Origin of the sequence: Stenotrophomonas cyclobalanopsidis (genome assembly GCF_008710035.1) — a bacterium.
In the GTDB taxonomy this organism is placed as follows: Bacteria; Pseudomonadota; Gammaproteobacteria; order Xanthomonadales; family Xanthomonadaceae; genus Stenotrophomonas; species Stenotrophomonas cyclobalanopsidis.
Window position 1 is genome coordinate 98423 of sequence record NZ_VYKI01000005.1, and the last position, 25207, is coordinate 123629.

The window sequence follows — 25207 nt, forward strand, 5'->3', positions numbered from 1 at the left end:
ACGAAGCTTCAACGTGCATGTACTACCCAAACCTCATGAGTGCTCAATTGCCGGCGTATCCCGTGTCTCAGGCACCTTCAGCGCCAGCAGCACTGCCGCCGTGGCAATCGCCGCCAGCACGAGAAAGGCGGCATCATAGCCTGCGCGCTGCACGATGAAGCCGGCCAGAGCGGGACTGAGCGCACCGCCCACCCCGAACACCGTTGTGACCGCGCCCAAGGTGACATTGAAGCGCCCGGTCCCTTCGCTCAGGTCCCTCACCATGATCGGGATCAGCGCACCGAAGATACCCGCGCCCACGCCATCCAGCAGCTGCACGCTCAACAGCCAGGCCGGGGCATCGGACAGAGGGTAGAGCGCGGCACGGATCGGCAGGATCAGAAAACCCGCCAGCAGCAGCGGCCGGCGCCCCCACCGGTCCGCCCGCGCGCCCACCAGCCACGCCAGCGGAATCATCACCAGCTGCGCGGCCACGATGCACCCGGCAGTCAGCGTGGTCGCAAGGGCAGGGCTGCTCAGCGCCAGTTTCTGCCCGACCAGCGGCAGCATCGCCGCGTTGGCGAGGTGGAACAAGCAGCTGCACGCGGCCAGCAGCAACAACCGACGATCGCGCAACAGCAGCCGCGCGGGTGAGGGAGCGTGCGCCTGCCTTGGCTCGTCAACCAGGCCACGCGCCCGCGCATCGTCGATGGCCACGCCCGGAATCGCAGCCGTGGCGGCCACGCTTGCCAGTGTCATCACCGCCATCAGGTAGAACACCACCGTCGGTCCCCACAGGTAAGCCAAGCCACCGGCCAGCAGGGCCGCCACGACGTTGCCGGCATGGTTGAAGGTCTCGTTTCGCCCCATGCGCCGCGCAAACGCGCGCGGCCCGCTGACGCCCAGCGAAATGGCCGCAATGGCCGGCGCAATCACCGAGGCCGCCACGGCACTCAACGCCTGGGTGGACGCTACCACCGCAAAGCCCTTCGTCCACGGCAGCAGCAGGCACGTAGCGGTCACCAGGACGGCAGCGATGGCCAAGGTCATCCGCTTGGCGTGGAGGCGGTCCATCAAGGCCCCGGCAGGTGTCTGGGTCATCAGCCCGATGATCGCCGACACCGTCATGACCGCACCGATGCTGGCCGGCTGCCAGTGGTGTACCGACAGCAGATAGATGGCCAGGTAAGGCCCCAGCCCATCGCGCACATCTGCCAGGAAGAAATTCAGGCCATCCAGGCCGCGCTCGGCGCGCCTGTTTACAGGAGAGTGCGTAACGGCAGTTGTCACGTCGGCGCGGCCACGGCATCAAGGGAGCCGGCTGATTCCGGCTGCGGTGTTATGCGCGATGGAGCGTGATGGCGATGTCGCGCGGCCCGGACCGTCAGCTGAGGTTGTTCAAGGCTGAGGAACCACCGCTGAGGCCAGCAGCGCCTCACGGTCGGGCTCGAAGGTCAGCCGCTCCAGCGCACGGGCCAGTGCCCACTGTGCATGCCTGCGTGCCTCCCGGGCGATGGCCGGATCGGGCGCCTGCAGCAGCGCGGCAAAGCCCTTCTGCAGCCGGATGTTGACCTCCAGCGAGCCCGCCGCGTCGCGTGCGATGGGGGTGAAGACATCGTCGAAGAGATCACTGGCCTGCAAGGGTGCGACGTGTACGTGCGGGTATCGCACCTCAGCATTGGCAGCATCCTGGCGCAGCTCGGCCCAGCGGTGCAGCAGCCGCACGCAGGTGCCGATCACATCGATGCAGGTACCGGGATCGTTGATGGAGGCGGACATCGCTCGCTGCCCCACCTCCGAAAGAATGACCAGGCCATAACGCGGATCGTTGTCGATGGCCCGCGCGTCGCTGCAGCTCAACGCGGCCAGCAGCTGGCAGCGCGTCTGGTCACTGACCACGCCCTCCACTTCCATCACCGGGCGAGCGGGGGTGGCGAAGGTGCCGATCTGGCAGTGCAGGTGGATGCGCAGCCGATGCTCCAAAGCCAGGTCCTCCAGCCGCGCCATGTCGATGTGCTCGACATAGGCGATACGCTCGTCCGTCATTGGCAATGCGCCGACCGCCACGGGCCGGCACGGCGCGCCGCCCAGCAGCGGGTCGGCCGCACGGCGCTTCATGCCCGCCTCCGTGGCACGTTCGACCAGATCGATGGTCTCTCCCAGTCGGCCGAACCGCGAGAACTGCTCGATGGCACGCAGCAGCGTGATGGTGATGATCACTATGACGCCTACCGTCGCACCAAAGAGCACCAGCCGGCCGCTGTCCCCATACAGGCCTGTGCTCAGCGCGATCAGCCCGACGATGGAGAACAGGAACGCGCCGATGAAGGTCGCCAGCGCACCCTGCGCCCGGCTGTCCTCGATCAGCAGGCGTGCAGCCCGGGGCGTCGCACTGTTGGAGGCCGAACCGTAGGCCGAAACCATGGTGGACAGCGAAAACGTCGTGACCGTCAGCATGGATGCGGCCAGAATGCCAAGGATGTTGCCGACCGAGTCAGCGCCGATGCGTGTGGCCAGTCCGGCCGGGATGAGAAACTTCAGGAACGCGCCAGCCAGAGCAGTGGCCACGCCCATCGCACCATAGAGTGTGGAGCGGAACCACATCCGTCGCGTCACCCGGCTCAGGTAAAGTTTCCATCGGGTCAGCATCGTGCAGGCTCCGCAGATCGGCCATTCTCCGGTGAAGAATACGCAGTAGATCCACGCCACGCCTGGATGAGCCAACCGACAGCAGAAAACCGCACAGCGAAAACGCCGCCACGCAGCCATGCCCCGCAAAGCCCCCTCAGCCGGGCCATGGAACCCCGGCCTCCGAGGTGATGCCTTCAAACAGGGGCCGCCCAAACCAATACCCCTGCATCAGCCGGATACCCAGATCGGACAGGCAGCGTGCCTCTTCGCCGGTCTCGATGCCCTCGGCGATGACATTGATGCCAAGCTCACCGCACATGCCCACCACGCCGGCCACGATGGCCCGGCGCGGAAGGCTCTGGTCGATACCGCGCACCAGGGCCATATCCAGCTTGACGATATCCGGCTGGAAATCGGCCAGCAGGTTGAGCCCGGCAAAACCGGCGCCAAAGTCATCAATCGCGGTTTTGAAGCCGATGCGCTTGTACTCCGTCAGGATTTCCGCCAGCCATTTGCCATCGTTGATTTCCTCGCCCTCCACGGTCTCGAAGATGATGCGCTCGATCGGGAAGCCGTGGCGGCGAGCGGCCTCCAGCGTGGAGCGGATGCACACCTCCGGCCGATAGATGGCGTTCGGCAGGAAGTTGATCGACAGATGGGATTGCATCTCCAGCGAGGCCGCTATCCGTATCGCCTTTTCCCTGCAGGCCTGGTCGAACGAGTACTGGTTATCTGCAACCACCTGTGACAGCACCGAATGGGCAGACTCGCCTGCCGGGCCACGCACCAGCGCCTCGTGCGCGAAGATCCTGCGTGGACGGATGTCCACGATCGGCTGGAATGCGTAACTGAACTCAAATGGCAGCGGCGCTGCATCCCGGCAGAGGGCACATCCGGCAGGTCGGTCGGGGGAGGGCATGCGTGCCACCTCATACGGCAGGAGCCGTCAGCCTACTGGCGGCTGTGGCAAGGCGGAGTGCAGATGCGCTGTAGCGCTGAATGCTTCATTGCAGGCTACAGCGCATCCAGATTGCGCAACAGTGCCTCGGACTGCTGGGTAATCGCATCGCGCTTGCTGGCGGGCATCCGCGCCAGCTGCCGGTAGGGCATCTCCAGGCGCGGGTTGCCGCCCAGCTGATCCGCATTCCGGGCCAGGAAATTCCAGTACAACGCATTGAATGGACAGGCCTTTGGCCCGGTGGGCTGGTCCTGGCGATACGGGCATCGGCCACAATGGTCACCCATACGGTGCAGGTAGGCGGCGGCGGAGATATAGGGCTTGGTCGCCAGCAGGCCACCATCGGCGAACTGGCTCATGCCCACCGTATTGGGCAGCTCCACCCACTCGAACGCGTCAATGTAGATGCCCAGATACCACTGGTGCAGCGCGTGCGGGTCCAGCCCGGCCAGCAGGGCAAAATTACCGATCACCATCAGGCGTTCTATATGGTGGGCGTGGGCATTGGCCAGCGAGCGGCCGATCGCAGCGCGCACGCACGCCATGCGCGTGTTGCCGGTCCAGAACCATTCCGGCAGCGGACGGGTGTGGCCGAAGGTATTGTTGTGCTCGTAGCCCGGCATCTGTGCCCAGTACACGCCACGGACATACTCGCGCCACCCCAGGATCTGGCGGATGTAACCCTCCACCGAGGCGAGGGGCGCACGGCCTTCGCGCCCCGCCAGTTCCACCCGGGCAATCACCTCCCGCGGCGAGAGCATCTTCACGTTCAAGGCAAACGACAGCAGCGAATGGAACAGGCGCGACGCCTGCGCACTGACCGCATCCTGGTAATCGCCAAAATGCGGCAGGCCATGTTCGACGAACGCGTCGAGCTGCTGCAGTGCCTCGGCCCGGTCGAGCGGCCAACGCAGAGCATGCGCATTGGGATCGCCAAAGCTGGCCACGCCGGCATCGCGGATCGTCTGCCACAGCGCGCTGTGATCGTGGGTGGGCCGCAGGTCCGGCGGTTCAGGTGGATCGCCCGGCCACGGCTTGCGGTTCTCCGCATCGAAGTTCCAGCGACCGCCCAACGGCGCGCCATCGGGTGCGAGCAGCACGCCATGGCGCTGCCGCATGTAGCGGTAGAACACCTCCATCGTCCAGCGCTCGCTACCTCGATTGCCGAAGAACTGTGCCACTTCGTCGCGCGTGGTCAGGAAGTGGTCACTGTCCACGCAGCGCACTGCGAGGGCCTGCTGCGCCGCGTAATCGCGCAGTTGCTGGTCCAGTCGCCATTCGTCCGGCGCCTGGTATTCCAGCTCGCTGGCCCCATGCTGGTGCAGCAGCTCGCTCAGATTGGCGGGTAATGATTGCCGGTTTACAGGGTCATCGATGGCCAGGTAGCAGACCTGGTGCCCGGCCTCACGCAACTGCTCGGCAAAGCGGCGCATTGCAGCGAAGATGGCCAGGATTTTCTGTGCGTGATGCATCACATAATCCGTCTCCTGGCGGATCTCCATCAGTACATACACCACTTCATCCGACCGCTCGGCAAACCACGGATGGCCAGGATTGAGCTGGTCGCCCAGGACCAGGCGCAGGCAGGTCACAGGGCGCTCCCGGGCGAGATACGTGGCGTCAGCAGCGAAGGCGAGGGCAGAGGCATAGCGTTCAGGGCGGAAGGGATCGGGACTACCTGAACGTCTACGCGGCGCAGGCCGCACTGGATGCATCCGATTCCGCCCTCACCGCGTACGCGAGGGACTATGGCAAAGATGAAGAAGCGGTCAGACCTGCCGCAGAAGATCTGCGCGACCTGCGGACGCCCATTCGCATGGCGCCGCAAATGGGCGCGCGATTGGGAGCACGTGCGTTACTGCTCGGACCGTTGCCGTGACCAGCGTGGGCGGCCGGGCGCCTAGCCGAACCTCGGCGTCAGACGCGGCCTTCATCGCGAAGACAGCAGAATAGCGCGCTTTCCCCGCAGAACAGGGAGGCAGGTGGCGCCATCGTGAGAGTCCTTTCCTTTATTACCGCCACGGTGCTGGCGGGTGCCGCACTTCAGGCCAGCGCATCAGAACGCGGCCCGGATGCAGCACCTTATTTCGAGCCCGGCGGTGCCGTGCGGTTCAACTATGGCTGGTTGGATTACGCGCCCACCAGTCGGCTCCAATTAGAACTGCTGCGTGCAGACCTCGATGCCGGGGTCGGTCCCTTGTCATTCTCCGCCCAGTACCGCTGGTATGACGGCTTCCATGCCGTGCACCATGCCTATGCTGGCTGGCAGTTCTCCGGGCAGACCCAGCTGAAGGCCGGCATCCAGCAGGTGCCGTTCGGGCTGTTGCCTACCGTCTCGCAAAGCTTCTGGTTCGGCTCAGGCTATTACCTGGGTATCGAGGATGACTACGATCCCGGGTTGGTGCTGGCCCACACCCGCGGCGACACCACCTGGCATGTTGGCTGGTTCTCCGGCGATGAATATGGCACCGGCGCCCGCTACGACCGCTATTCGTTCGATGTGGCGCAGACCGACGCACTGCCGTATCGCGAGCGGCAGCGGCTGCATGCACGGGTAGAGCAGACGCGCAGCTGGGCAGGCGGCGATCTGCTGCTGGGCGCGTCAGCCTTTGCAGGCAAGGTGCAGAACACGCAGACGCGCCGCCATCACGGCCACCAGGGTGCAGCCGTGCACGCCCAGTGGAAGCGCGATGGCTGGACGATGCAGCTGCAGTGGGCGCGTTATCGCTATGACATTCCCGGCGAGCGCATTGCGATGTCGGCATTCGAAGCGCCGTTCGAGATTGCAGCGCAGGCCGATGTGCCCAGTGCGAATGTGGCCTACTCGTTCACGCGAAAGGGCAGGCTCGATGACCTGACCTGCTACAACAACCTCAGCATGACGCGCCCGGTGGGGCATAGTGCTGGCGTGCGCGATTCCTGGCAGAACGTCACCGGCTGCAGCCTGCAGAAGGGCATCATGACCACCTATGTGGACTGGATCGCCGGTCGCAACATGTGGTTCGCCGGCGGCGATGGCATCGGCATCAACGATGGCGGCCCCTCGCGATGGCATTCCCGCCTGAACGTAAACATCGGCTTCTATTTCTGACGAAACCCATCTCCCCCGTAGAGTCGAGCTTGCTCGACTGGCGTCCGGTTCCGCTGTCATCAATAGATGCAACAATGCCATCTAACCGTCCTTAACGCGCCCCCATGAAACATCGCCTAGCCCTTCTGCTGTCTTTGATCGTTCCCATGACCTGCTGGGCGGTCCCCTCGCAGACCGTGACCTCACCCGCGCCACTTCCGCCATCGGACGGCCGGGTGACCGTGTTCCTGGCCGGCAGCATCGAGATGGGCAAGGCCGGCGATTGGCAGGCGCAGGTGCAGCAGGCGCTGGCAGATGACGGCGTGCTGATGCTCAACCCACGTCGGGAGGACTGGAATCCTGCATGGAAGCCCAGCGCCGACGACGCGAACTTCCGCCAGCAGGTCCAGTGGGAGCTTGCCGCGCTGGAGAAGGCGGACATCGTGCTGATGTACTTCGCCCCAGGCACACAGAGCCCCATCACGCTGCTGGAATTCGGGTTGTATGCGCGTTCCGGCAAGCTGCTGGTTGCCGCACCGGAAGGGTTCTGGCGCAAAGGCAATCTGGACATCACCGGCGACCGCTATGGCGTGCCGCGTTATGACAACCTGGCCGAGCTGATCGAAGCAGTCCGCGCCCGTATCCAGCAGCGCCGTCCCGTAGAGTCGAGCTTACTCGACTAAGCCATCTGCCCCTACGGGCCTCAGCACCGAACAGCACCCGAGCTTGCCGCTTCGCCGCCCAACGACTCTACGCGTCCGGCTTACTCGCAAGTGCCGGGTGGCTGTCCGATTGCTGGCCCGGAGGCCGCCGACGCGCCTCGGCCACAAGACGATGGAATGCATAGATGGCGATCGTGCCGCGAACACTTACGAACGTCATCACGGCGGACACGGCCAGCGCGGGCACCGATACATCGCCCATCGCCGCCCTCACAAACGCCCCCAGTAATCCAATCACACTGATTATCAGCGTGCCCACGGCCACCAGCGGGATGCGTTTGTAGATGCCAATTGCCAAGGGAACATACATGCAGGTCGTCAGCCCCAGGCCCGCGGCCAGGAAGGTTCCATGGCGCTGGATGGCGAACAGCAGCACAAGGGCTGCAGCAAGCGAGATGGCGCTCAGCACCGCAAGCATCAGCCACATGTACTTGATGGGGCGAGTGATGGAGCCTGGAATCTCAATGACCCAGCTGTCTGCCGCTTGGCCTGGGAGGGGCGGGGTTGCTCGGTACGGGTCCTGATCCATGGTGGGCAGCTCCGGGAGAAGGCCGTCGAAGTCTAGCGCCGTCGAGATGTACCGGAAATCGGACTTCTCCTACGCTGGGCTCTAGGCCAGTAGAGTCGAGCTTGCTCGACTCCGCAGACTCCACACCGCTAACATTCCCCGAGCCGCAAGGAGCGCCATCCGCCATGGGCAATGAAATGGACACGCACTATCAGGATGGCACCCCCGCCGTGGCCCACCCGGCGGACGAAGGGCTGACCTTTCACTGGCTGTACGCGCGTGTGCAGGGGCTGAAGGGCGCGACCATCTACCCCAAGGCCGGGCCAGTTGAAAAATGGGCCTACCGCGTTGCCGTCGTTGCCGCGCTCATCGGCCTGACGGCGGGTCTTGTGCTTGACCGCTGGGTCCCCATCGTCGCCCTGTTGCTGGCGCTTGTCTGCCTGGCGATCGAAGTTGGCGGCTTCCTGTTAGGCGGGCTACTGACGTTGCGGCGGGAGTACCGGCAGTACATGCAGCCCAGGCTCACCCACGCCATGGAAATGGACAACGATTTCCGACAATGGGAAATGGTCATTGCCGAACTTCGCCAGTATCCGCGGGACCGTCGAGAGCAGCGCCTCCGCTACGTGGCCGCACTTCGTACGCGAATGACCGAGCGCATGGGCCTCATGTACGGCGGGCTGCAGCGTCTTGGCCCGTTCCCGGTAGTGATCGCACTTTACCTGCAGTTCCGTGGTTGGCATTGGGGAGATTGGACCGGCGTTTTCGACATCGGCTGGGCAGGGGCCATCCTGATCTTTGCCATGGTGCTGCTTTACCTGGTGGGCTGGCTGCTGATCGCCCAGAAGTCGCGCCTGGAAACCTATGCGTCCCTGCTTGAGGCGTCCCTGCAGGATGACCCGGCCACGTAGAGTCAAGCTCGCTCGACTACTCCCCAGCCCGTAACCGCTCGCCATGCTCCAGCCAGATCCGGAACTCATTCCGCAGCCGCAGCAGATCCGGCGCAAGTAGATCCACACCCGCCGGTACGCTGACGACCAGCCCCGCAGGCGTATTCTCCACCGCCATCACTGGGCGCCCTTGGTAGCGGATCTGGAACCAGCTGCTTGGCGCCTTGCCCGCATCCAGCACAAAACCCGCTCGCTGTTTGGCGTCGACGAAGCCCTGTGCGTAGCTGCGGAGCATCTCGATCTGTTGCGGTTCCAACACGTTGTAGGTCTGAACCTGCGCGGGCGCAGGTCCAGCCCAAACCGACATCGAGGGCAGCAACAGCCCGATCCCAAGTAGAGTCGAGCTCGCTCGACTGCTCCAGATCTTAAGATCAGCCACGTCAGGCCGCCGGTCGCACGCGTTCCTGGATGAAGATCGTCAAAGCAAGGCAGGCCATGGCCAGGCCCTCCATTACTCGATCACCTACGTACTGGTCCGGGTCGCCATTCTGGCGCGCCCGCTCGGCCGCCAGCAGGATCTCCTGAATCACCCGTTGGCCCGCCAAGGCGCAGTCGGCATCGGCAAGGGCGACCCTGCGCCACGGCAGCGGGTGACGCTCGGGCCACGGTTGGCCATCGGATGCCGCGCCGGCGCCGATGCTGTGGAGAATGGCAATCAGGCTGTTGGAGTCCTGCGCCGCTTCGGGAGCGGGGGCTTCTGGGGTGGACGTGGGGGCAGGGGAGTAGGGCTTGGACATGATGTGGCTCCGTGCGTGCAGGCAGAAGCCGCCACCGATAAAGGTGGCGGACGATGCGTGGTTCGAAACCCCGTGTGTGGATATACGGGCAGGCACAAGGCCTCCACGCACCGCCCGCCATAGCCGGCCGACGGATTGCCAGCCGACACCGCGCGAGGCGGTGCCGGCTGGCAAGCGTAAACAACATCCACACAACCGGGGTTTCGAAGCCCGACCACCCGTTTTCGGTGGCGTGGCTAGGATTACGCCCGGTTGTGTACTGTGGCTAGGGGTTGGGGTCAAATCAGCCAATTGCCCTGACGCTTTTGGCATTGTCGCATAGGGGGGATGCTAGGCAAGGCGCTTGCCGTAGAAAGGAAACCGGCCGACCGTGCTGCAACGGCGTTGTGTTGCAATGAATGGCGTCGGGCCATTCCAAAACGGGTGTAATGCGACACAATTGGGTCAACTGACGCCGAGAAGCGGACCAACGAGGCGATGCATGCAACGCGCGGAGAAGGATTACACCTTTGGCACACTCGCGGGCTGGGGCTCCGCTCTTGCCACCTTCGGCCTTGTTCAAGGCTCACTCTATCTAAAGTCCTTCTGGGGACGTTTCGGTTTAGACCCGTTTCAGTTTGTTGCAGTAAGCGAGTTGGCGTTGGCGGGACTTGCAGCCATGGGTGTAGCCTTGTTTCTAATGGCCTTGGCGATATTGCTGGGCGGATGGCTGGAAGCGCAACTGTCAGAGGAAATTCCCAAGGGGCCGCTTCGCGCGTGGCTGTCTCCAATTGCATTCTTTGGTGGTCTGGGCGCACTTATCTGGTGGGCCAATGCGTGGCCCATCCTGATTGGAATGACTTTGACCATCGCGTGCGCCGTGGTGGTGCAGCTCTCGCCGTTAGTTCCGCGCGGAGTGAAGGAGTCGCCGTGGCTAACTTACTTCCTGGTGATGGCGGTCTATGTGTCGATCGCTTCCAGCTGGCTTGGTTACGAGCGCGCAGGAAGGATCGCCGCTGGTGGCGAGATGTACACGGCAACAGTCAGCACAGAAGCGGGTGTTCGAGGCGGGCTGAAATTGATCGGGCGACTTGGAGACACTTACGCACTCTGGGACCCTAGCCGCCAGGCGACAACCTTGGTTCCGGCCGGCGACATTAAGACGATTGAGATCATGCGAAAAGCAAATAAAGACGCGAAAGTGGAGAAGTAGCTAGACGGGCTAGCTGGCCTGGAAGCAAAACGCTGCCGAGCAGGAAGAGCAGGGCACCGCCGCTGCACCCGGCGCGCCCGCGGCAAGCCGAAGCGGCGGCCGTGATCCTGCGCCGTCTTCAGGTATTGGCCGTATTGCAATGCGGACAGGAACGGACTACATCGCCGCAATCACGCCTATGGTGCAGGAGGTGCCGTGGTCGGCTCCGGCGTACATGGAGCGACCGGTCGTATCGGACCCTCACCTCTACTGCGTGAGTACGGAGAACAGCTGCCGGTGCGTAACGGATCAGGGCACTAAGGCCATCGTGGCGGTGTTGCCAGTCAAGGGGCGACAATCAGCCTTGTTGAACGCGTCTCAGGAAACTTCCCAGAAGTTGCACCTTTCCCGAGCGCCAGTCGGATGCCGACGGCCACTCAACCCAACAAGATGTGATTTAACGTGAAGCATCACGGCGCACACGGCTCCGCAGGACGATCACGCCAGCCGCCTTCGATTCGCTGAAACCGGCGGCCATTGATGCAGCGCTCATCGCTACCGAGCGAGCGCGGCGGAGGGGCTGCGCGCTCAACCACCCCCCATAGCTCCCGCTGGATTTGAGCCGATTCAGCTGCCGCTTGGGCCTGTAATTTTCGCTCCCATTCCGCAGCCTGTCGGTCCAACTGGGCTTGTTCTTCGGACGTTGCAGGGCGCATTAGCTCTCGCGTCATTGCGGCCGCATGCCGTCGCGCGTTCCACTCGATTAGCCCCATGGCGATCGCGACCAACAGTGCGGCGCTTACGCCAATATATAGCCAGGGCGATGTGGACTCGTGCTGCCGGGCGGGTCGGCTTCGATTTCCCCGGAACTGCACGTCATGCAGATCAGGGGCGCTAAAGGTTGGTTCGTGTCGTTCGCGGTCCATACGTACCCCCAAGGCGTCCTTAGCGCATTCTAGTCGGGTCGAGCGAGCGAGGGGAGCGGACCGCCGTTTATCATGCGAACAACTTGAGCGGGCAAGGGAAGGACAGATGTCGATTCTTGACTACAGCAAGGAAATCGCTTCGATACTGGTTGGCCTTTTCGGCTTGATTGGAAAGCTTGCGGCGAAGCCTGAGACTTCGATGGGGTGGGGGCCAAGGGCTTCTATTAGTCACATCCTGCCGCCCTTCATAGATGCAGAAGGAAATGTGACGGATCAAAGGCCGCATTTAACAGTTGGATCATTCTTCATCAGCAATACGGGCAAGGTGCCGCTGAGCGAAATCGAAATCGTTCTGAACTACTCTCCCCAATCACTTAATCTCTGGCCGCCGCGACCGTTCACCATCACTGAAATTGCACACGGCCGGATTGCGATATCTCTCCCCACGCTATCCCCAAGGGATGAGCTATGGTTTGAGATGGTCGCCGTGAACAATACCCTGCCCAATGTCCTTTCCGTCAGGAGTAAGGAAACCGTTGCCCGTCCAATTACGGTCGACTTGTTGCCTGTTGCACCACGGTGGCAGATTCGCGCCATCCAAATCCTGTCACTCTTCGGCCTCGTAGCTGCTGTGTACGTGACACTTTGGCTCTTGAGCGGCCTGCTAACAGACAATTGGTCATGGCTCAGCAGTGGCTGCAGAGGGGTTTAGTGGCAGCCCCCCTTACGAAAGCGCCTTACACGCGCTGGGGAGGATGAGGCCACAGTTCATGAAGAGCTGCACGCGGTGGCTCGGCGTCAGGGCCAGCCATCGCCACCGCTGAACGCTCCTTTGCGTCTGCTCACTACATCCCGGAGATTGACGACATTGACAGGATGATGACGCATGCCGGCGTCGCAATTGCGCACATATCTGGAAATGTCAATTGACGGTGCCGAGCGTGCAGCTTCCGTCATCCGGCGACATTCCTGCGCTTCGCAAGGTGTGAGCGAAAGCCAGGCCAGATCCTCGGAAAGCAGTTCGCGGCCCTCGGCAGTGATCAAGCGATCTCATAGGAAAGAAAAGCCGGCCTGAGGGCCGGTCAAGTAGATACGGTGATGCGGGTCGAACTGGATCATGCCGCGATCTCATCCTTGGCCAGGGACTGAGGGCGCAGGCAATAGCCCAGCGAGAGGCCCAGCTACTGGCATGCGGAGCCAATAAAGGCCCAGACTCGGCGATTACGCCATTTCGCATAATGTATATTATGTTCGTACATGGATGGACGCCCCAGGATCCACAACCTCCTAACCCTCTCCACATAGATGATGCTCCCCGGGCACCCAAATCCCTCAAGCCTCCGGCCCTTGATGTCGATCGACATCAACGCGGCAACCAATCCCTGCGGCCAGGACATCTGCGGTCCGCCCACCACCACACGCTTGTTCTGCCAGCGCCACCGTTTCCAGCTGCGTCAGATCAAAGCACCGGCCATCATCCAGCATGATGGATCCCAAAGTCCGGCCGCCCGGAATGAATGCCACGCCGCCGCCAACCTCGATGCGCTTTTCGACCTGAGCTTCCCGCGCCAATCCAGCACCACCACAAGCCAGCGCCATGCCCATGACCGCAACACGCCACACGAGCGTGACCCAAAGGCTGCCTCCTCATGGGTCACCCAACCAAACGGCCGTGACGCGTCACGTTAATAGCCCAAAATTCCTTGAAATCTGAGCGCCCGACCAGGGCCCTGACCACCAGATTTCAAAGCCCGAATCCCATCAGCTGCGCCCCCGTTTAGGAATAGTCGCAAAAATCGTACGAATTCGATGACCACCAAGATGGCAGCGCCAGAATAAGCGCCACGCCCCCTGGGCGACGATCACCTCCCTGAGCATGAATGGAAATCCTGCACCGCGTCGCCTTCGGCTGGCACTGCTCGACGATCATGACGTCGTCCGACGCGGCGTCGGCATGCACCTCGGCACCGATACGCGCTTCAGGATCGTCGCCAGCCACGGCCACAGCGCGCCGCTGCTGAAGTACTTGATGAACCACCCGGTCGATGTGGCGATCATCGATATCACTTTGGGCCCGGACGATCTTGCTGGCCCCGAGCTGGTGCTTAAACTGCGCGAATGTGCGCCGCGGGTCTCGCTGCTGGCGTTTGCCGGGCAGTCGTCGAACGCCGGCATCCATGTGCTGTTGGATGCCGGAATCAGCGGCTATGTCAGCAAATGCGAGCCACTGGCCGAGCTCTCCGATGCGGTGATCCGGGTGTCCCAGGGGCTGTTCCGGCTTCCGCCCGGGTGCAAGCTGCCGCCCACGCGCGAGCCGCTCAGCCGCAACGAACGCGAGGTGCTGCATCTGCTGCTGGACGGCATGACGGTGTCCGAAATCGCAGTGCAGCGCCACCGTAGCATCAAGACCATCAGCACCCAGAAGAACGCCGCGCTGCGCAAGCTGGGCTTGCGCAATGACGCCGAGATCTACGCGTTGCGCACCCAGTTGGAGGCGCTGTGATCGCGGCAATGTGGCTGCGCCTGGCGATTGCGTCGCTCGCGGCCTGCCTGCTGACCAGCGCCACGATGGATGGCCCGCAATCTTCCGGGAATCCGCAGCGCCCAGTGCGTGTCGCAACTGGACCGATGCTGCGACCATTTCCCGAGCAGGCACAGCCGGACGCTCCGCCGACCATTGCGCACCGTTATGCGAAATTGGTGGCGCGGCATTCCGGCCTGTCCTTCATCGAGCAGCCGCACGACAGCACCCTTGCCGCCATCGCGGCCGTCTGCGCGCGGCAGGCTGACCTGGTACTGGTGCAAGGCGCGGCCACGGACCTGCCTTTGCCCTGCGCCACCCTCATTCAATCCCGTCCGTTTCGCGGCGGCGATACCGTATTGGCGGGCCCGCTGGACACTCCCCTGCCCCACGACGCCAGCGGCTTGAACGGCCTGAAGCTGGCCGCGGTAGAAGGTGACCCCTACCCCGCCTGGCTGGTCGCGCGCCATCCGCAGGCGCAGGTTGTTGCGGCGCCCAACATGCATGCGGCACTGGCGCTGGTCGATGCCGGCACGGCAGATGCAGCCATCGGCCTGGAGGCCAGCCTGCGCCCGGTGTTCCGGCGCGATTTCCACGACAGCCTGCGCGTGCAGCCCCTGCGCGACCACTTCCCGCACGAACTGCATCTGCTGGCACGCCGCAGCGACCAGCAGTTGATCGACCGAATCGAAGACGCGCTGGCGCGGATCACTGTCGATGAGCACGCCGCGTTGCTGCAGCACTGGGCCCGGCATACGCTGGCGGACCGATGGCAGCACGCCAACATCCAACCGCCACATTGGGTGCTGCCGGTCCTCGCCATGGCCCTGCTGGCATTGTTCGTTTCGTTTGTCGCATCCAGGCGCCGGCACGGGCGCCTGCAGGCGCAGCAGCGTGAGCGCAGCCACGCCTCCGGCATGGTCAATCACGAGGTGCGCAATGCGGCGCAGGCCATGGTGACAGCGGTCGACCTGCTCAAGCAGAGCGCCTTGCCGGCCGGCGCACACGAACTGGCCTCCATCGCCGCCAATGCCGGGCAGACCCTGCGCAGACTGCTCAACAGCGCTCTGGATTTCTCCCGGCTGGCGGACGGCAGCTTCCGGCCGCGGCCCCGGCCATGCGCGCCGGCTGCGCTATGCGCGCAGGCCGTGCAGGCCGCGACGCCGCAGGCCCAGCAGCGACGCCTGCGCCTGCAACTGCATGCGGACGAAGCCCTGCCGCCGGTGCTGGTCGATCCCGACTGCCTGCGCCAGATCCTGGACAACCTGCTGGGCAACGCACTCAAGTTCACCGACGTGGGCGGCGTGGATCTGCGCGTGGAGGTGGACGCCGCATCCTGCCCTGCCCGGTTGCAGATCGAGGTGGTCGACAGTGGCATCGGCATTGCGCCCGCACAGACGGCCGAGCTGTTCGCGCCGTATCGGCAGGCGGACGGCGGCCATGAGCGCGGCGGCAGCGGTCTGGGCCTGTCAATCTGCCGTCAGCTGGCGCAGGCCATGGGCGGCACGCTGGATGCACACAGCGTCCATGGTCGCGGCAGCCGCTTCATCCTGCGCGTGCCGGTGCGGGTGCTGGATGAAGGCGCGCTTGCGCAGGAAACGCTGGACACGTCGATGCCACTCGGCGGCTTGCAGGTGCTGCTGGTCGACGACCATGTACTCACTCGCCAGGTCACTACCGCGCAACTGCAGCAACTCGGCGCGGACGTATGCGAAGCGGACGGCCCTGCTGCGGCGCTTGCCCAACACGCCGCCTCACCCGCTTCGATCGTGCTGCTCGACATAGAACTGGACGCGATGGATGGCTATGCGCTGGCCACGCAGTTGCGTGCGCAGGAGCGCGACCAGGCGAATCGGGCATGGCTGCTCGCACTGTCAGCACATAGTGGCGATGAGCACCTGCAGCGCTGTCAGCGTGCGGGTTTCGATGGCGTTCTTGTCAAGCCGCTGCAGATCGAGTGCCTGCTCGATGCACTGGACCTCGGTAGCAGTGGTGCACAACCCATCACCGACCTGCCGGCGCAACTGCTCGCGGACTACGACCAAGACATCCGCGCAGAAATGGCGCTATTGCAGCAGGCCGTGGACGCGCGGGATGCACCAGCGCTGTGTCATCATGCCCATCGCCTGCAGGGTGTCCTGCAGATGCGCGGCGTCGCAGCCATGCAGGACGTGGCGGGTGAACTGTGGAGCGTGGGCAACGCCGCTGCCCCGGACTGGTCCGAAGCGCAGCGGCTGCTGCGGGTGCTGCGCGTCTGGCGCGGCGATATTACCGCCGCGCAAGAGCCTTGACTCCGGCTGCGTTGCCCGACCTCTTCAGTCCAGGCAGACGCTGACCCCAGTCTCGCCAAAGCGTTTCCAACGAGCAACAGAGGGACGAGGGACGAGGGACCCAGCGTGCGGCCGCTGATAAGCTGACGGGAACGACCAACCGGATCCAGGGACATGGAACCCTATCGCTTCTCGCTGAAAGAGCTCATTGACCATGACCTCAGTCCTGTGCAGGCAGTTCTGCAGGCCAGCGTTGACCTGGTCAGCTCCCGTTTTGCCCTTGCCGGGTCAGGGTCAAATGTACGGGCGCCGCTGCTTGAACATCGTGGCGAAGTAGACGCCAACGGCGCTTTTTTGGGCGCGATCGCCGCATTCGGCCATGCGATCAATGATCGAATGGAGGAGTTTCCTGCGGATCAGTGGGGCCCCTGCACATCAGTGTCGTGGGCCCAGTACACCAATCATTACTCGGGCAGATCTTCCGAGCCGCAGCGAGGCGGGGACTTTGCACTCGTCCTGGATCTGGGCGGGAACCATTGCCGGCTGGCCATCTTCCAGTCCAAGGTAGCCAAGAGCGCCTTCGGCAAACGCCGAATAGCGTTGACGCAGCACACCGGCAAGCGAGTGCAGCTCGTCCAGCTGGCAAAGACCGCCGTCGGTGTCCAATCCCTCAAACGCACAGCACTGAACTGGAAGAACCTGGACTGGGTGCACTACCTGGCCTGGGACCTGGACAAGCGTCCAGCGACTGTCCCTCTGAGCAACCTGGCGCCTCAGGTCAGACTTGCCCTTGAATTCAGCATCAACAATGCCACAGGTGCGTCAATGCCCCGTTCAGTCAGGCGGGCGCTGTCAATTGAAGTCGACTGGGATGATAGTCCGCTGGATCAGCTGCTTAACCTTGGTTCCGCCAACGCGAACGATGCAATGGGAGCGCCGCTGACTTGCCGGGGCTGGCTGACCCTGACCTACTCACAAGCAGAAAGAGTAGTCCCTCCGATCCTTAAGATAATGGACGTGGCCGTTCTCCACTCTCGGCCAGGGTCACCCGAGTTCATCCACACCCTGCGACAAAGGGACGAAGCCTCAAGGCAGATGCATCTGGCCGGCAGGAGAATCGAACCCATTGCAGCCAACCGGCTACGGACCACTGAACGGAAGAGAGCATCCATGCCTCCGCCCTTCCCTTTCTCCGATCCTGAGCTGACTCAAGCAGTCATTGAGGTGCTGGGGCGATGTGAATGCTCTCCTCGCGAGCCTACTCCAACACGAAACGAAAAACTTGGCCAATCCAACAATCGCAGGCGTGGGCCAAGATATTGATCACGCCCTCCTGCGCCTGATGCACCGCCGCTCACCTTCATGGCTACAGGCCACCAAGTGCGTACGGAGCCGGGCACCCCTGAAGATCAAGTCAAGGCTTGACGACTCAGGGCCCAGCTCCCGTCTTGCTTACGAAGAAAGTCATGCGCTAGCAGAGTTCAATGCGCTGGCTGATTCGCTCCATCACCCGAGGCTGCCCGATCACCAAACTGATGAAGAGTGGGAAGGCAGCTGGCACAAGATCATCAAAGCGCGCCATTGAAGGGGGCCCAGCATGAAATCTACGGAACCCTGTTTGGCATTCCGCAATGCGGCTTGTAGACCTTGCGAAGTCGATTTGTCGCCACGCGCACAGACACGCCAGCGGCTTTGGCCATGTCGTGGACCTCCTGGTGATGCGCGCGGCAAAGACTGATGATTGCTCTCAGCTCATCCTTGGTCCCCAGCCACTTGTAGCTGGTGTGGTGGAGTTCAACCTCAAGGCAGTCGCAGAACTCACACTTCTGATAGTTCGGACGACCACGAGCCTTCTCCTTGACCTGCCGCCAACCGTCTGATCGGAGGTAGTCCGCATAGCTTCGATCGCCAAGCATTGCGTCTCTGCGAATCCATGTATCTGCGTAGATCTCGTCCAGATCATTCATCCAAGGGCTCGCATCATCACGCGCATCAGGGCAGTAAACTGACATGCCACAAGGCCGATGCCAAGCACTGCCAGGTGCTGGCGACTCTATAAAGATTCCAGAGGACGTGCCGCTATGGCTCTGTCACCGCAAACACAGCCCATCATGGATGATTCAGACGCTGCGCCCGCCCCTTCTAATGGCTTTTGCTACCGCGTTGGGAAATTTATTGCAAAAGGTCGCATGCCCAAGCTGTATCCGTGGGTGATCGTCCTGGCCGCTCTGCTGCTCAGCGCCGCCTACCTTGTTCGATTCCATGCTTACCCGTTCGGTGATCCCGACTCCTGGGGCCAGTTCGGCGACTTCCTTGGCGGCATGCTCAATCCGCTCGTTGGCATCGTCACCGTACTTCTGGTCCTGGAGACGCTTCGCGTTACAAGACAGGAGGCTGCGGACAATCGCGCCGCACTCGAACATCAGCGCGCCGAGATGGCAAGGCAGACGATTCACGTTGCGGAGCAGGCCGAGAGCGCAAAGGCTCAGCAACAATCTTTCCTTGCCCAGCTTGATGACGCTCGTGATCGCGAGGCGCTCAGAGAGGTGGAAAAGCACCTGGACACGCTATCCATGGAGCTCAGCGAGTCCTTGCAGGCAACAACCACGCGCCGACTGAGTTATCGCAAGGCAAATTCTGGCGGATCGTTTTTCAGTCCAATGACCCGAAAAGCAGAGGCTGTTTCGAAACTGGATCGCGCTGAGGTGCAGAATGTGCGGCAGCAGCCCAAGATTTGGCCTGCTACTACGGAGAGCACAGCTGACACTATATATCTGGCGCAGGAGTTGGATAAGTGGGAGTCCGAATTCGGACACGCCATCGAGCTTGTGAAGGATATTGCGACGTACTGCGATCTTTACGCAGCACGCAAGGGTGCCTCCAAGCTGAGCCTTTACCACTACAAGCACCGTGCGCATCCCGCGGCGGAAGCCCTTGCGTCCTTGGGACTGATTGATGAGGCAATTGTGACCAGCCTGGCGCCTGGCTCCGTTCCGAAACCCGAGCGGCCCGAAGAATCCTCCACTGGCGCCGGGAAGTCGCCACCGACTGATAGACGAGCCCGTTGAAGTCCTCCGGAGTTGGGCGACGGGATATGGAAGGATCCCACTGACGGGATCCTTCTTCCTTGCCAGTACTGCAATCTCAAGCGATGGCAGCAGGACGCCCGAGTCGATCACTTCTGAGTCGGCTGCCCTTTTGTGGCCCTATGTGCCGCCACCCGCTCCTCCAGAGCAGCAATCTTCTCCTGCTGACGGATCACGTACGCGTCACCCTGCCCCACGCGGCTCATGAATCCGAGGGCGTAGATGACGTTGCAGTACATCCCCAACCCCAACACTGCGGCGCCAGGTCCAATCCAATCCATCCCCCCATCCAGGAGCATGACCGGGGCGTAAGCGATTCCCACTCCGAGGATGGCAAAGCTGATCAGCACGTGCCGGAGCAGGAAAGCCTGCATCCTCGACGGATCCCGCCCCAGTTCCAGCGCCTTCTTGAGCTCTGCCCTCATAAGGGACAGGCCGAGTCTGCTGCCAAGCAGCCAGATCCATGCCTTGCCTCGACCGAACGCCCAAGCCAATCCAAGCAACACCAGCCCACCGACAACGCTATTGAAGATGCTGTTTGGATCCAAGTTCAAAGAAGTCATGCGGTCACCTCAACTGAGCAAGTAGCATTGAGTTTAATGACCGATCCTGGCGTGTGGCGAAAATCCTGGCGACCGTCTCGGCCAACCATCCATGCACGCCCTGCTCCACTCTGGCCGCACGACAACGCGATCCATCTGCCGGCGCCTATCCAGATAGGCGTTGAGGTCTACTGGACCACGCCCTGGATCAGCCGATAGTCGCCCCGCTGGCACTGTGCCGGCCTGCCGCTAGCGATATGTAAATACAACGGTCCCTTTCGCATTGGCATCGCCGGCTACGATCTTTCCAGACACATTGCGGTATCGGGCCAGGAATTTGTAGCTTTCGCCAGCGGGAAGTCGCGAGAACGTCAACGGCACTGTGGAGTTCGGCACAATCGCGCGCCCATCTTCGGTGCGAAGGATGACCCCGACACCAGAGGCACCACCCTCCACCGCAAATGCTCCAAGATCATCGCCAGAGGCCGTTCCCTGGAAGGTCATATCCACACTGGCAACGCCGACGCAACCACCGGAGACAAGCTCGCGCCGCGACTCGGGCCCCTCTGCCCCTACCCTCGGTATGGCGCCGGCGGGAAGTGTGCCAAGGTCGATCGTCATGGTGTCGCCAATAATGCAGTCCGGCACCAGCGTCCCAGCTACGTCAAAGCTGGATTGAGCAAATGAACCACCGGAAGCTGCGAGAAGCGCCAGAGCAAGAAGGCAATGCTGAATAGCGCCTGCTCAAAATAGACGACGAACTGGATTTGCGTTTTTCGGTCTCATATCGCACTTCAGGAATAAGTGATGTTGATTGTGATCGTCGCGTTGACGGCGCCACCTTGATAGGTGCCGGGGAGTCGGGTCATTCGGACCCGGAAATCCCATCCACCAGCACCGCCAGCGGGCGCCGCGAACTCCTTGGTACTGTTCGGGGCGATTCCGCCTGCAGGCGCGCCAACAGACTCAAGCTTAATCCCAATCCCCAGCGCCGAACCGCGCAGCGCGGTCAGCCGACTGCGAGGAACCCAAAGCCAGGTTCGCTACCCAAGGCAAGGGGAGGAGCCAGCGCCCTTGCCTGCTGGCTGCTGGACGCAACCTATGGCTCATTATTCCGATCGCGGGTCAACACGCGCGACAGTTCGATGGCGGAGAGCGCCCGAACAAACTGCGGAGCCGCAATGGCCAAGCCCAACAAAGCGGCGATTCGAATAGACATCGATGAATCTCACCCCAAGGGAGCAAGTGTCGCCGAAAACGGCGTGCATCGATCTTGTGCGCCGCACGAGATGCGGCAGTAGAACTATTTCGAGGCCTTCGGGTGCAGATCCGCGCCCAATGTCGCCACCATACCCGCCACTGAAGCACCCAGCTTCAGAGCCCGCTGAAACCCGAACGACCAGAGCCCCCCATCCGCTCGAATGGGAGGCTCGTCAAAATTTTGATGCCGAGTGAAAACCAGTGCGATCACAGCACAGCCGCAATCGCACCAGAGTCCTGACTCAGGCCGCGTTGCGCTCAGCCTGGCGACGGGTCAGGTCGTTGAAACGACCCAGCGACATCAGGTGCTGGTGGATCAGCGCAAGCCAGCCGCTACGGTGCCATTCGACCACCGTGGCGTCCGGCAGCGCGACGAACTTCTCCACGTCCACCACGAAGAAGCCATTAAGGTTGAACTCACGGCCATCGGGCAGGCGGATGGTGGCGTTGCGCTCCACCAGCAGGTTGTTTTCCAGCAGCGCCTTGGAAAAGGCCTGGGTCTGTTCGTGCTCGCGGGTGAACTGGCCGCAGAATTCCAGCGCCTGCTGCACCATGTCGGTGGCCTTGCCATCGACGAACAGCGGCTGGCCTTCTTCGCCGCCACGCACGATGCGCGGACTTTCTTCGTCGATGCCCAGCAGGAAGTCATTGTCCTTGCCGGTGTCGATGAAGATGAAGGGGTGGCGACGCAGGTAGGCCGGGATGTAGGTTTCATCCGCCCACAGGCCATCGGTGATGAACAGGTTGTCGGTGGTGATGCCGACGGCGGCCATCGGCACGGCGGTCGGGCCGGCGAACAGAATCGGGAAGTGGTGCAGCGCCAGCGAGAATTCGCCGAGCACCAGCGGGATCGAGTTGCTGCCTGCAGCGAACTCCAGCTTGCCCGGCAGGATGCGCACATCGGCATGCACGTCGGCCTGCAGCGGCACCGGACGGGTGTAGAACAGGGGTGCGCCGCTCTGTGCAGCTTCGGTGGTGGTGTCGCTGGTGGTGGTCATCGTCAAAGCCATGTCGAACATGCACGCCTGCCATCCCGGGCGCGCCAGCGGGAACAACCTGAACCCCGCATTATCAACAAGCCGGATGGCAAGAGCCACCCCGACGCGAATTTATTTCAGCTGCAGCGGGTAGCGTTGCCACAGCACGTGGACCAGGAAACCCGCCAGTTCGGTGTCACGGGCACTGACGGCCGCGCGGATCTTGTCCAACAGCACCATGTCGGTGCACGAGCGCACGTCGGCGTGGTTGGCCTGCCCTGCCCTGCGCGCACGATAGCGCGCAGCCCGCTGCGCATCGCTCATTGCGTACCCGAACTTGGGCGGCCGACCGCGTTTGCGCGGCAGGGTCAGCTCCAGGGTTCCGGGGTCGTTGTCATCACGCATGGCGGGTGCGATCGGCGGCAAATCAACAGGGGTGCGCAATTTATCGTGAGGCATCACTTTAATCCAGCTTTTTCTGCAGTTTTGTTGCGCTGCAGCGCCAGCGGGCGCGCATCATCCCGCCCGCACATTGTAGATCCATGCCATGCATGGATGCGCATGACAGCCGCCAAACGCGCACAACAAAAAAGGGAGCCCGCGAACGGGCTCCCTCAGTCTCGCATCACGCAGCGTGCACCGGCTCGTAGCCGTGCAGATGCGCTTCACTGCTGGCGCGCCCCTGGCTGAGCGAGCGCAGCGAGGTGGTGTAACCCACCAGGTTGGCCAGCGGTGCAAAACCGCTGACTTCGGCGCGACCTTCCTGGTCGTCGATGCGTGCGATGCGGCCGTGGCGACGGTTGAGGTCGCCCACCACATCACCCACCGAGGCCGACGGCGAATGCACCGTCACAGCCATCACCGGCTCCAGCAGCTGCGTACCACCCGCGGCCAGCGCGGCCTTGATCGCCTCGCCGCCGGCACGGTGGAAGGCCGTCTCCGAGGAGTCCTTGGCATGGGTTTCCCCATCGACCAGACTGATTTCGATGCCCACCACCGGATGCCCCTGCGGCCCGGACGTCAGCGCCGCACGCACACCCTTTTCCACTGCGGCGATGAAACCGCGCGGGACCACGCCACCGACGATACGGTCGTTGAACACGACCTGGTCGTCTTCGCGCGGCACCACGTCCAGCACCACATGGGCGAACTGACCTTGGCCGCCGTTCTGCTTGGAGACCCGGCCAACCACGCCGGACACCGTGCGCAACGGCGTTTCCTGGTAGGCCACGCGCGGCGCGCCAACCCCGACATCAACCTTCCATTCGCTGCGCAGGCGCTCGACCATCACCTCAAGGTGCAGCTCGCCCATGCCCCAGACCAGGGTTTCACCGCTGTCGCGCTCGGTCTCCACCTTGAACGACGGGTCTTCCTGGGCCAGGCTGGCCAGGCCCTGCGCCATGCGGATGAGGTCGGCCGCGCGTGCCGGCTCCAGCCGCCAGGCCAGTACCGGCGCCTGCGACTGGATGCTCTCCAGGCGCAACGGCTGCCCTCGACCGCTCAGCGTTTCACCGCTGACGGCATCCTTCCAGCCCAACACCGCGACGATGTCGCCGGCGACGGCCTGCTCGATGTCGTGGGTCTGGTCGGCCTGCACGCGCACCAGCCGGCTGACGCGGCGCCCCTGCGGGTGCTGCGAACTGGCAATGGCGTCGCCCACCTTCAAGGTGCCCGAGTACAACCGCACGAAGCTCAGTGCGCCGTGCTGCTGGTGGATGATCTTGAACAGCAGGCCCGCCAGCGGACCGTCCGGGTCCGGCGGCAGCGACACCTCGCCGTGTTCCGCTTCGGCAGTGACGGCCGGGCGATCCAGTGGCGACGGCAGGTAATCGACCACCGCGTCCAGCAGCGTTTCGATGCCCTTGTCCTTGAAAGCCGCGCCCGCCAGTACCGGAACGCCGGCACCGGCCAACGTGGCCCGGCGGATCGCCGCGCGCAGCATCGCCGCATCGATCGTCGCACCTTCCAGCCACGCCGTGGCCAGCACGTCGTCATGGTCGGCCACGGCCTCGATCAGGTCTTGCCGCTGCGCCTGCCACTGCCCGCGCTCGTCTTCGCCCCAGAGGGTGATGGACGCCGCAGCGCCGTCCTGCCAGCGCAGCACGCGCTCGTCGACCAGATCGACCCAGCCGTGGAAGTCGCTCTCGCTGCCCAGCGGCACGCCCAGCGCCCACGACCGCGCCTGCAGCTTGTCCTGCAGCTGCTCCAGCACGCGCTCGAACGACGCGCCGACGCGGTCCATCTTGTTGACGAAGGCAATCAGCGGTACGCGATGCCGGCGCGCCTGGCGCCACACGGTTTCCGACTGCGGCTGCACGCCATCGACGGCCGAAAACACGGCCACGGCACCGTCGAGCACGCGCAGCGAACGCTCGACTTCAATGGCGAAGTCGATGTGACCGGGGGTGTCGATCAAGGTCAGCCGATGCGGCGGCAGATCGCGCGGCGCCCATTGCGCCTGCACGGCGGCCGCGCCGATGGTGATGCCGCGTTCGCGCTCGATCGCCGAAAAATCGGTGGTCGCATTGCCGTCGTGCACTTCGCCGACACGATGGATTTCGCCGCTTTTCCATAGCAGGCGTTCGGTCAGCGTGGTTTTACCGGCGTCGATGTGGGCAATGATGCCGAGGTTGCGACGGCGGGAAAGGGAGTGGGTGTTCATGAGATAGGTTCCTGCAAAGCCAACTTCAGGGGCCGCGCACCCCGGTTGGCGACAGGGCGCGCGGCTAGCGTTCGGTCTCGGCGATCTGGTGCATGGCACGTGCTCCTCGGTGTTGCGGGTTACGGAAAAATGGATGGGATCGACTGGCGGATGGGATCGACTGGGTAGAGTCGAGGGGGGGGGGGGGGGGGGGGGGGGGGGGGGGGGGGGCCCCGGGCGCGCCCCCCCAACCACCAC

25 protein-coding genes are annotated in these 25207 nt (G+C 63.2%); 11 read left to right on the forward strand and 14 right to left on the reverse strand.

What is annotated here, in order from left to right; all coding sequences use genetic code 11:
• Window positions 1–33 precede the first annotated feature (33 nt).
• From FJU31_RS05995 to FJU31_RS06010, 4 genes are all read right to left on the reverse strand, one after another.
• A complete protein-coding gene (locus FJU31_RS05995; protein ID WP_223176402.1) occupies window positions 34–1269 on the reverse strand; it encodes an MFS transporter in 1236 nt (411 codons plus the stop codon).
• A gap of 108 nt (window positions 1270–1377) precedes the next feature.
• Window positions 1378–2628 (reverse strand): DUF2254 domain-containing protein, encoded by a 1251-nt coding sequence (locus FJU31_RS06000; RefSeq protein WP_150453931.1) that lies wholly within the window; start codon window positions 2626–2628, stop codon window positions 1378–1380.
• A 136-nt stretch (window positions 2629–2764) separates the two neighbouring features.
• Window positions 2765–3529, reverse strand: coding sequence for an EAL domain-containing protein (locus FJU31_RS06005; protein WP_150453932.1), 765 nt, complete (start codon window positions 3527–3529; stop codon window positions 2765–2767).
• 95 nt (window positions 3530–3624) lie between these two features.
• Window positions 3625–5283, reverse strand: a complete 1659-nt coding sequence (locus tag FJU31_RS06010) for a cryptochrome/photolyase family protein (RefSeq protein WP_150453933.1) — start codon at window positions 5281–5283, stop codon at window positions 3625–3627.
• A 42-nt stretch (window positions 5284–5325) separates the two neighbouring features.
• Here FJU31_RS06010 and FJU31_RS06015 point away from each other — a divergent pair, with 42 nt between their 5' ends.
• From FJU31_RS06015 to FJU31_RS06025, 3 genes are all read left to right on the forward strand, one after another.
• Window positions 5326–5472: a DUF2256 domain-containing protein gene (locus FJU31_RS06015; protein WP_425473633.1), complete on the forward strand. Its 147-nt coding sequence runs from the start codon at window positions 5326–5328 to the stop codon at window positions 5470–5472.
• 89 nt (window positions 5473–5561) lie between these two features.
• Window positions 5562–6659 (forward strand): hypothetical protein, encoded by a 1098-nt coding sequence (locus FJU31_RS06020; RefSeq protein ID WP_246161229.1) that lies wholly within the window; start codon window positions 5562–5564, stop codon window positions 6657–6659.
• Between the two features lie 146 nt (window positions 6660–6805).
• Complete coding sequence (locus FJU31_RS06025; RefSeq protein ID WP_223176403.1) at window positions 6806–7321, forward strand: nucleoside 2-deoxyribosyltransferase domain-containing protein; 516 nt, start codon at window positions 6806–6808, stop codon at window positions 7319–7321.
• 67 nt (window positions 7322–7388) lie between these two features.
• On the opposite strand, the gene FJU31_RS06030 is transcribed toward FJU31_RS06025, so the two are convergent.
• Window positions 7389–7889 carry a hypothetical protein gene (locus FJU31_RS06030; RefSeq protein WP_150453936.1) on the reverse strand — a complete coding sequence of 167 codons (501 nt, stop codon included), beginning with the start codon at window positions 7887–7889 and terminating at the stop codon, window positions 7389–7391.
• Window positions 7890–8053: 164 nt separating this feature from the next.
• On the opposite strand from FJU31_RS06030, the gene FJU31_RS19280 reads away from it, so the two are divergent.
• Window positions 8054–8779, forward strand: coding sequence for a hypothetical protein (locus FJU31_RS19280; protein WP_246161230.1), 726 nt, complete (start codon window positions 8054–8056; stop codon window positions 8777–8779).
• Window positions 8780–8795: 16 nt separating this feature from the next.
• Here FJU31_RS19280 and FJU31_RS06040 read toward each other — a convergent pair whose 3' ends face one another.
• Both FJU31_RS06040 and FJU31_RS06045 read right to left on the reverse strand, forming a co-directional pair.
• Window positions 8796–9137: a hypothetical protein gene (locus tag FJU31_RS06040; protein ID WP_150453937.1), complete on the reverse strand. Its 342-nt coding sequence runs from the start codon at window positions 9135–9137 to the stop codon at window positions 8796–8798.
• A gap of 61 nt (window positions 9138–9198) precedes the next feature.
• A complete protein-coding gene (locus tag FJU31_RS06045; protein ID WP_150453938.1) occupies window positions 9199–9555 on the reverse strand; it encodes a hypothetical protein in 357 nt (118 codons plus the stop codon).
• 481 nt (window positions 9556–10036) lie between these two features.
• On the opposite strand from FJU31_RS06045, the gene FJU31_RS06050 reads away from it, so the two are divergent.
• The gene (locus tag FJU31_RS06050; protein WP_150453939.1) at window positions 10037–10747 is read left to right on the forward strand and encodes a hypothetical protein; all 711 of its coding nucleotides are present in this window, start codon (window positions 10037–10039) and stop codon (window positions 10745–10747) included.
• A gap of 1011 nt (window positions 10748–11758) precedes the next feature.
• A complete protein-coding gene (locus tag FJU31_RS06065) occupies window positions 11759–12364 on the forward strand; it encodes a hypothetical protein (protein WP_150453940.1) in 606 nt (201 codons plus the stop codon).
• Window positions 12365–12450: 86 nt separating this feature from the next.
• Here the strand turns inward: FJU31_RS06065 and FJU31_RS19420 are convergent, their stop codons facing one another.
• Window positions 12451–12696, reverse strand: a complete 246-nt coding sequence (locus FJU31_RS19420) for a hypothetical protein (RefSeq protein WP_246161231.1) — start codon at window positions 12694–12696, stop codon at window positions 12451–12453.
• Window positions 12697–13002: 306 nt separating this feature from the next.
• On the opposite strand from FJU31_RS19420, the gene FJU31_RS06075 reads away from it, so the two are divergent.
• From FJU31_RS06075 to FJU31_RS06090, 4 genes are all read left to right on the forward strand, one after another.
• Window positions 13003–13341 carry a hypothetical protein gene (locus FJU31_RS06075; protein ID WP_150453941.1) on the forward strand — a complete coding sequence of 113 codons (339 nt, stop codon included), beginning with the start codon at window positions 13003–13005 and terminating at the stop codon, window positions 13339–13341.
• A 187-nt stretch (window positions 13342–13528) separates the two neighbouring features.
• Complete coding sequence (locus tag FJU31_RS06080) at window positions 13529–14155, forward strand: response regulator transcription factor (RefSeq protein WP_150453942.1); 627 nt, start codon at window positions 13529–13531, stop codon at window positions 14153–14155.
• An 8-nt stretch (window positions 14156–14163) separates the two neighbouring features.
• Window positions 14164–16464 carry an ATP-binding protein gene (locus tag FJU31_RS06085; protein WP_188115460.1) on the forward strand — a complete coding sequence of 767 codons (2301 nt, stop codon included), beginning with the start codon at window positions 14164–14166 and terminating at the stop codon, window positions 16462–16464.
• 153 nt (window positions 16465–16617) lie between these two features.
• On the forward strand, window positions 16618–17766 hold the full coding sequence (locus FJU31_RS06090; RefSeq protein ID WP_150453943.1) for a hypothetical protein: 1149 nt from the start codon (window positions 16618–16620) through the stop codon (window positions 17764–17766).
• Window positions 17767–18047: 281 nt separating this feature from the next.
• On the opposite strand, the gene FJU31_RS06095 is transcribed toward FJU31_RS06090, so the two are convergent.
• On the reverse strand, window positions 18048–18410 hold the full coding sequence (locus tag FJU31_RS06095) for a hypothetical protein (RefSeq protein ID WP_150453944.1): 363 nt from the start codon (window positions 18408–18410) through the stop codon (window positions 18048–18050).
• A gap of 222 nt (window positions 18411–18632) precedes the next feature.
• Between FJU31_RS06095 and FJU31_RS06100 the strand changes: the two genes are divergently transcribed.
• Complete coding sequence (locus FJU31_RS06100; protein WP_150453945.1) at window positions 18633–19511, forward strand: hypothetical protein; 879 nt, start codon at window positions 18633–18635, stop codon at window positions 19509–19511.
• Between the two features lie 107 nt (window positions 19512–19618).
• Here FJU31_RS06100 and FJU31_RS06105 read toward each other — a convergent pair whose 3' ends face one another.
• The 5 genes from FJU31_RS06105 to fusA form a co-directional block, all read right to left on the reverse strand.
• Window positions 19619–20092 (reverse strand): hypothetical protein, encoded by a 474-nt coding sequence (locus FJU31_RS06105; RefSeq protein WP_150453946.1) that lies wholly within the window; start codon window positions 20090–20092, stop codon window positions 19619–19621.
• Between the two features lie 228 nt (window positions 20093–20320).
• The gene (locus tag FJU31_RS06110; protein WP_281290812.1) at window positions 20321–20719 is read right to left on the reverse strand and encodes a fimbrial protein; all 399 of its coding nucleotides are present in this window, start codon (window positions 20717–20719) and stop codon (window positions 20321–20323) included.
• Window positions 20720–21573: 854 nt separating this feature from the next.
• Window positions 21574–22329, reverse strand: coding sequence for a SapC family protein (locus tag FJU31_RS06120; RefSeq protein WP_150453948.1), 756 nt, complete (start codon window positions 22327–22329; stop codon window positions 21574–21576).
• 111 nt (window positions 22330–22440) lie between these two features.
• On the reverse strand, window positions 22441–22713 hold the full coding sequence (locus FJU31_RS06125; protein WP_150453949.1) for a hypothetical protein: 273 nt from the start codon (window positions 22711–22713) through the stop codon (window positions 22441–22443).
• 220 nt (window positions 22714–22933) lie between these two features.
• Entirely contained in the window at window positions 22934–24970 is a 2037-nt protein-coding gene (fusA, locus tag FJU31_RS06130) for an elongation factor G (RefSeq protein ID WP_150453950.1), read from the reverse strand.
• Window positions 24971–25207 lie beyond the last annotated feature (237 nt).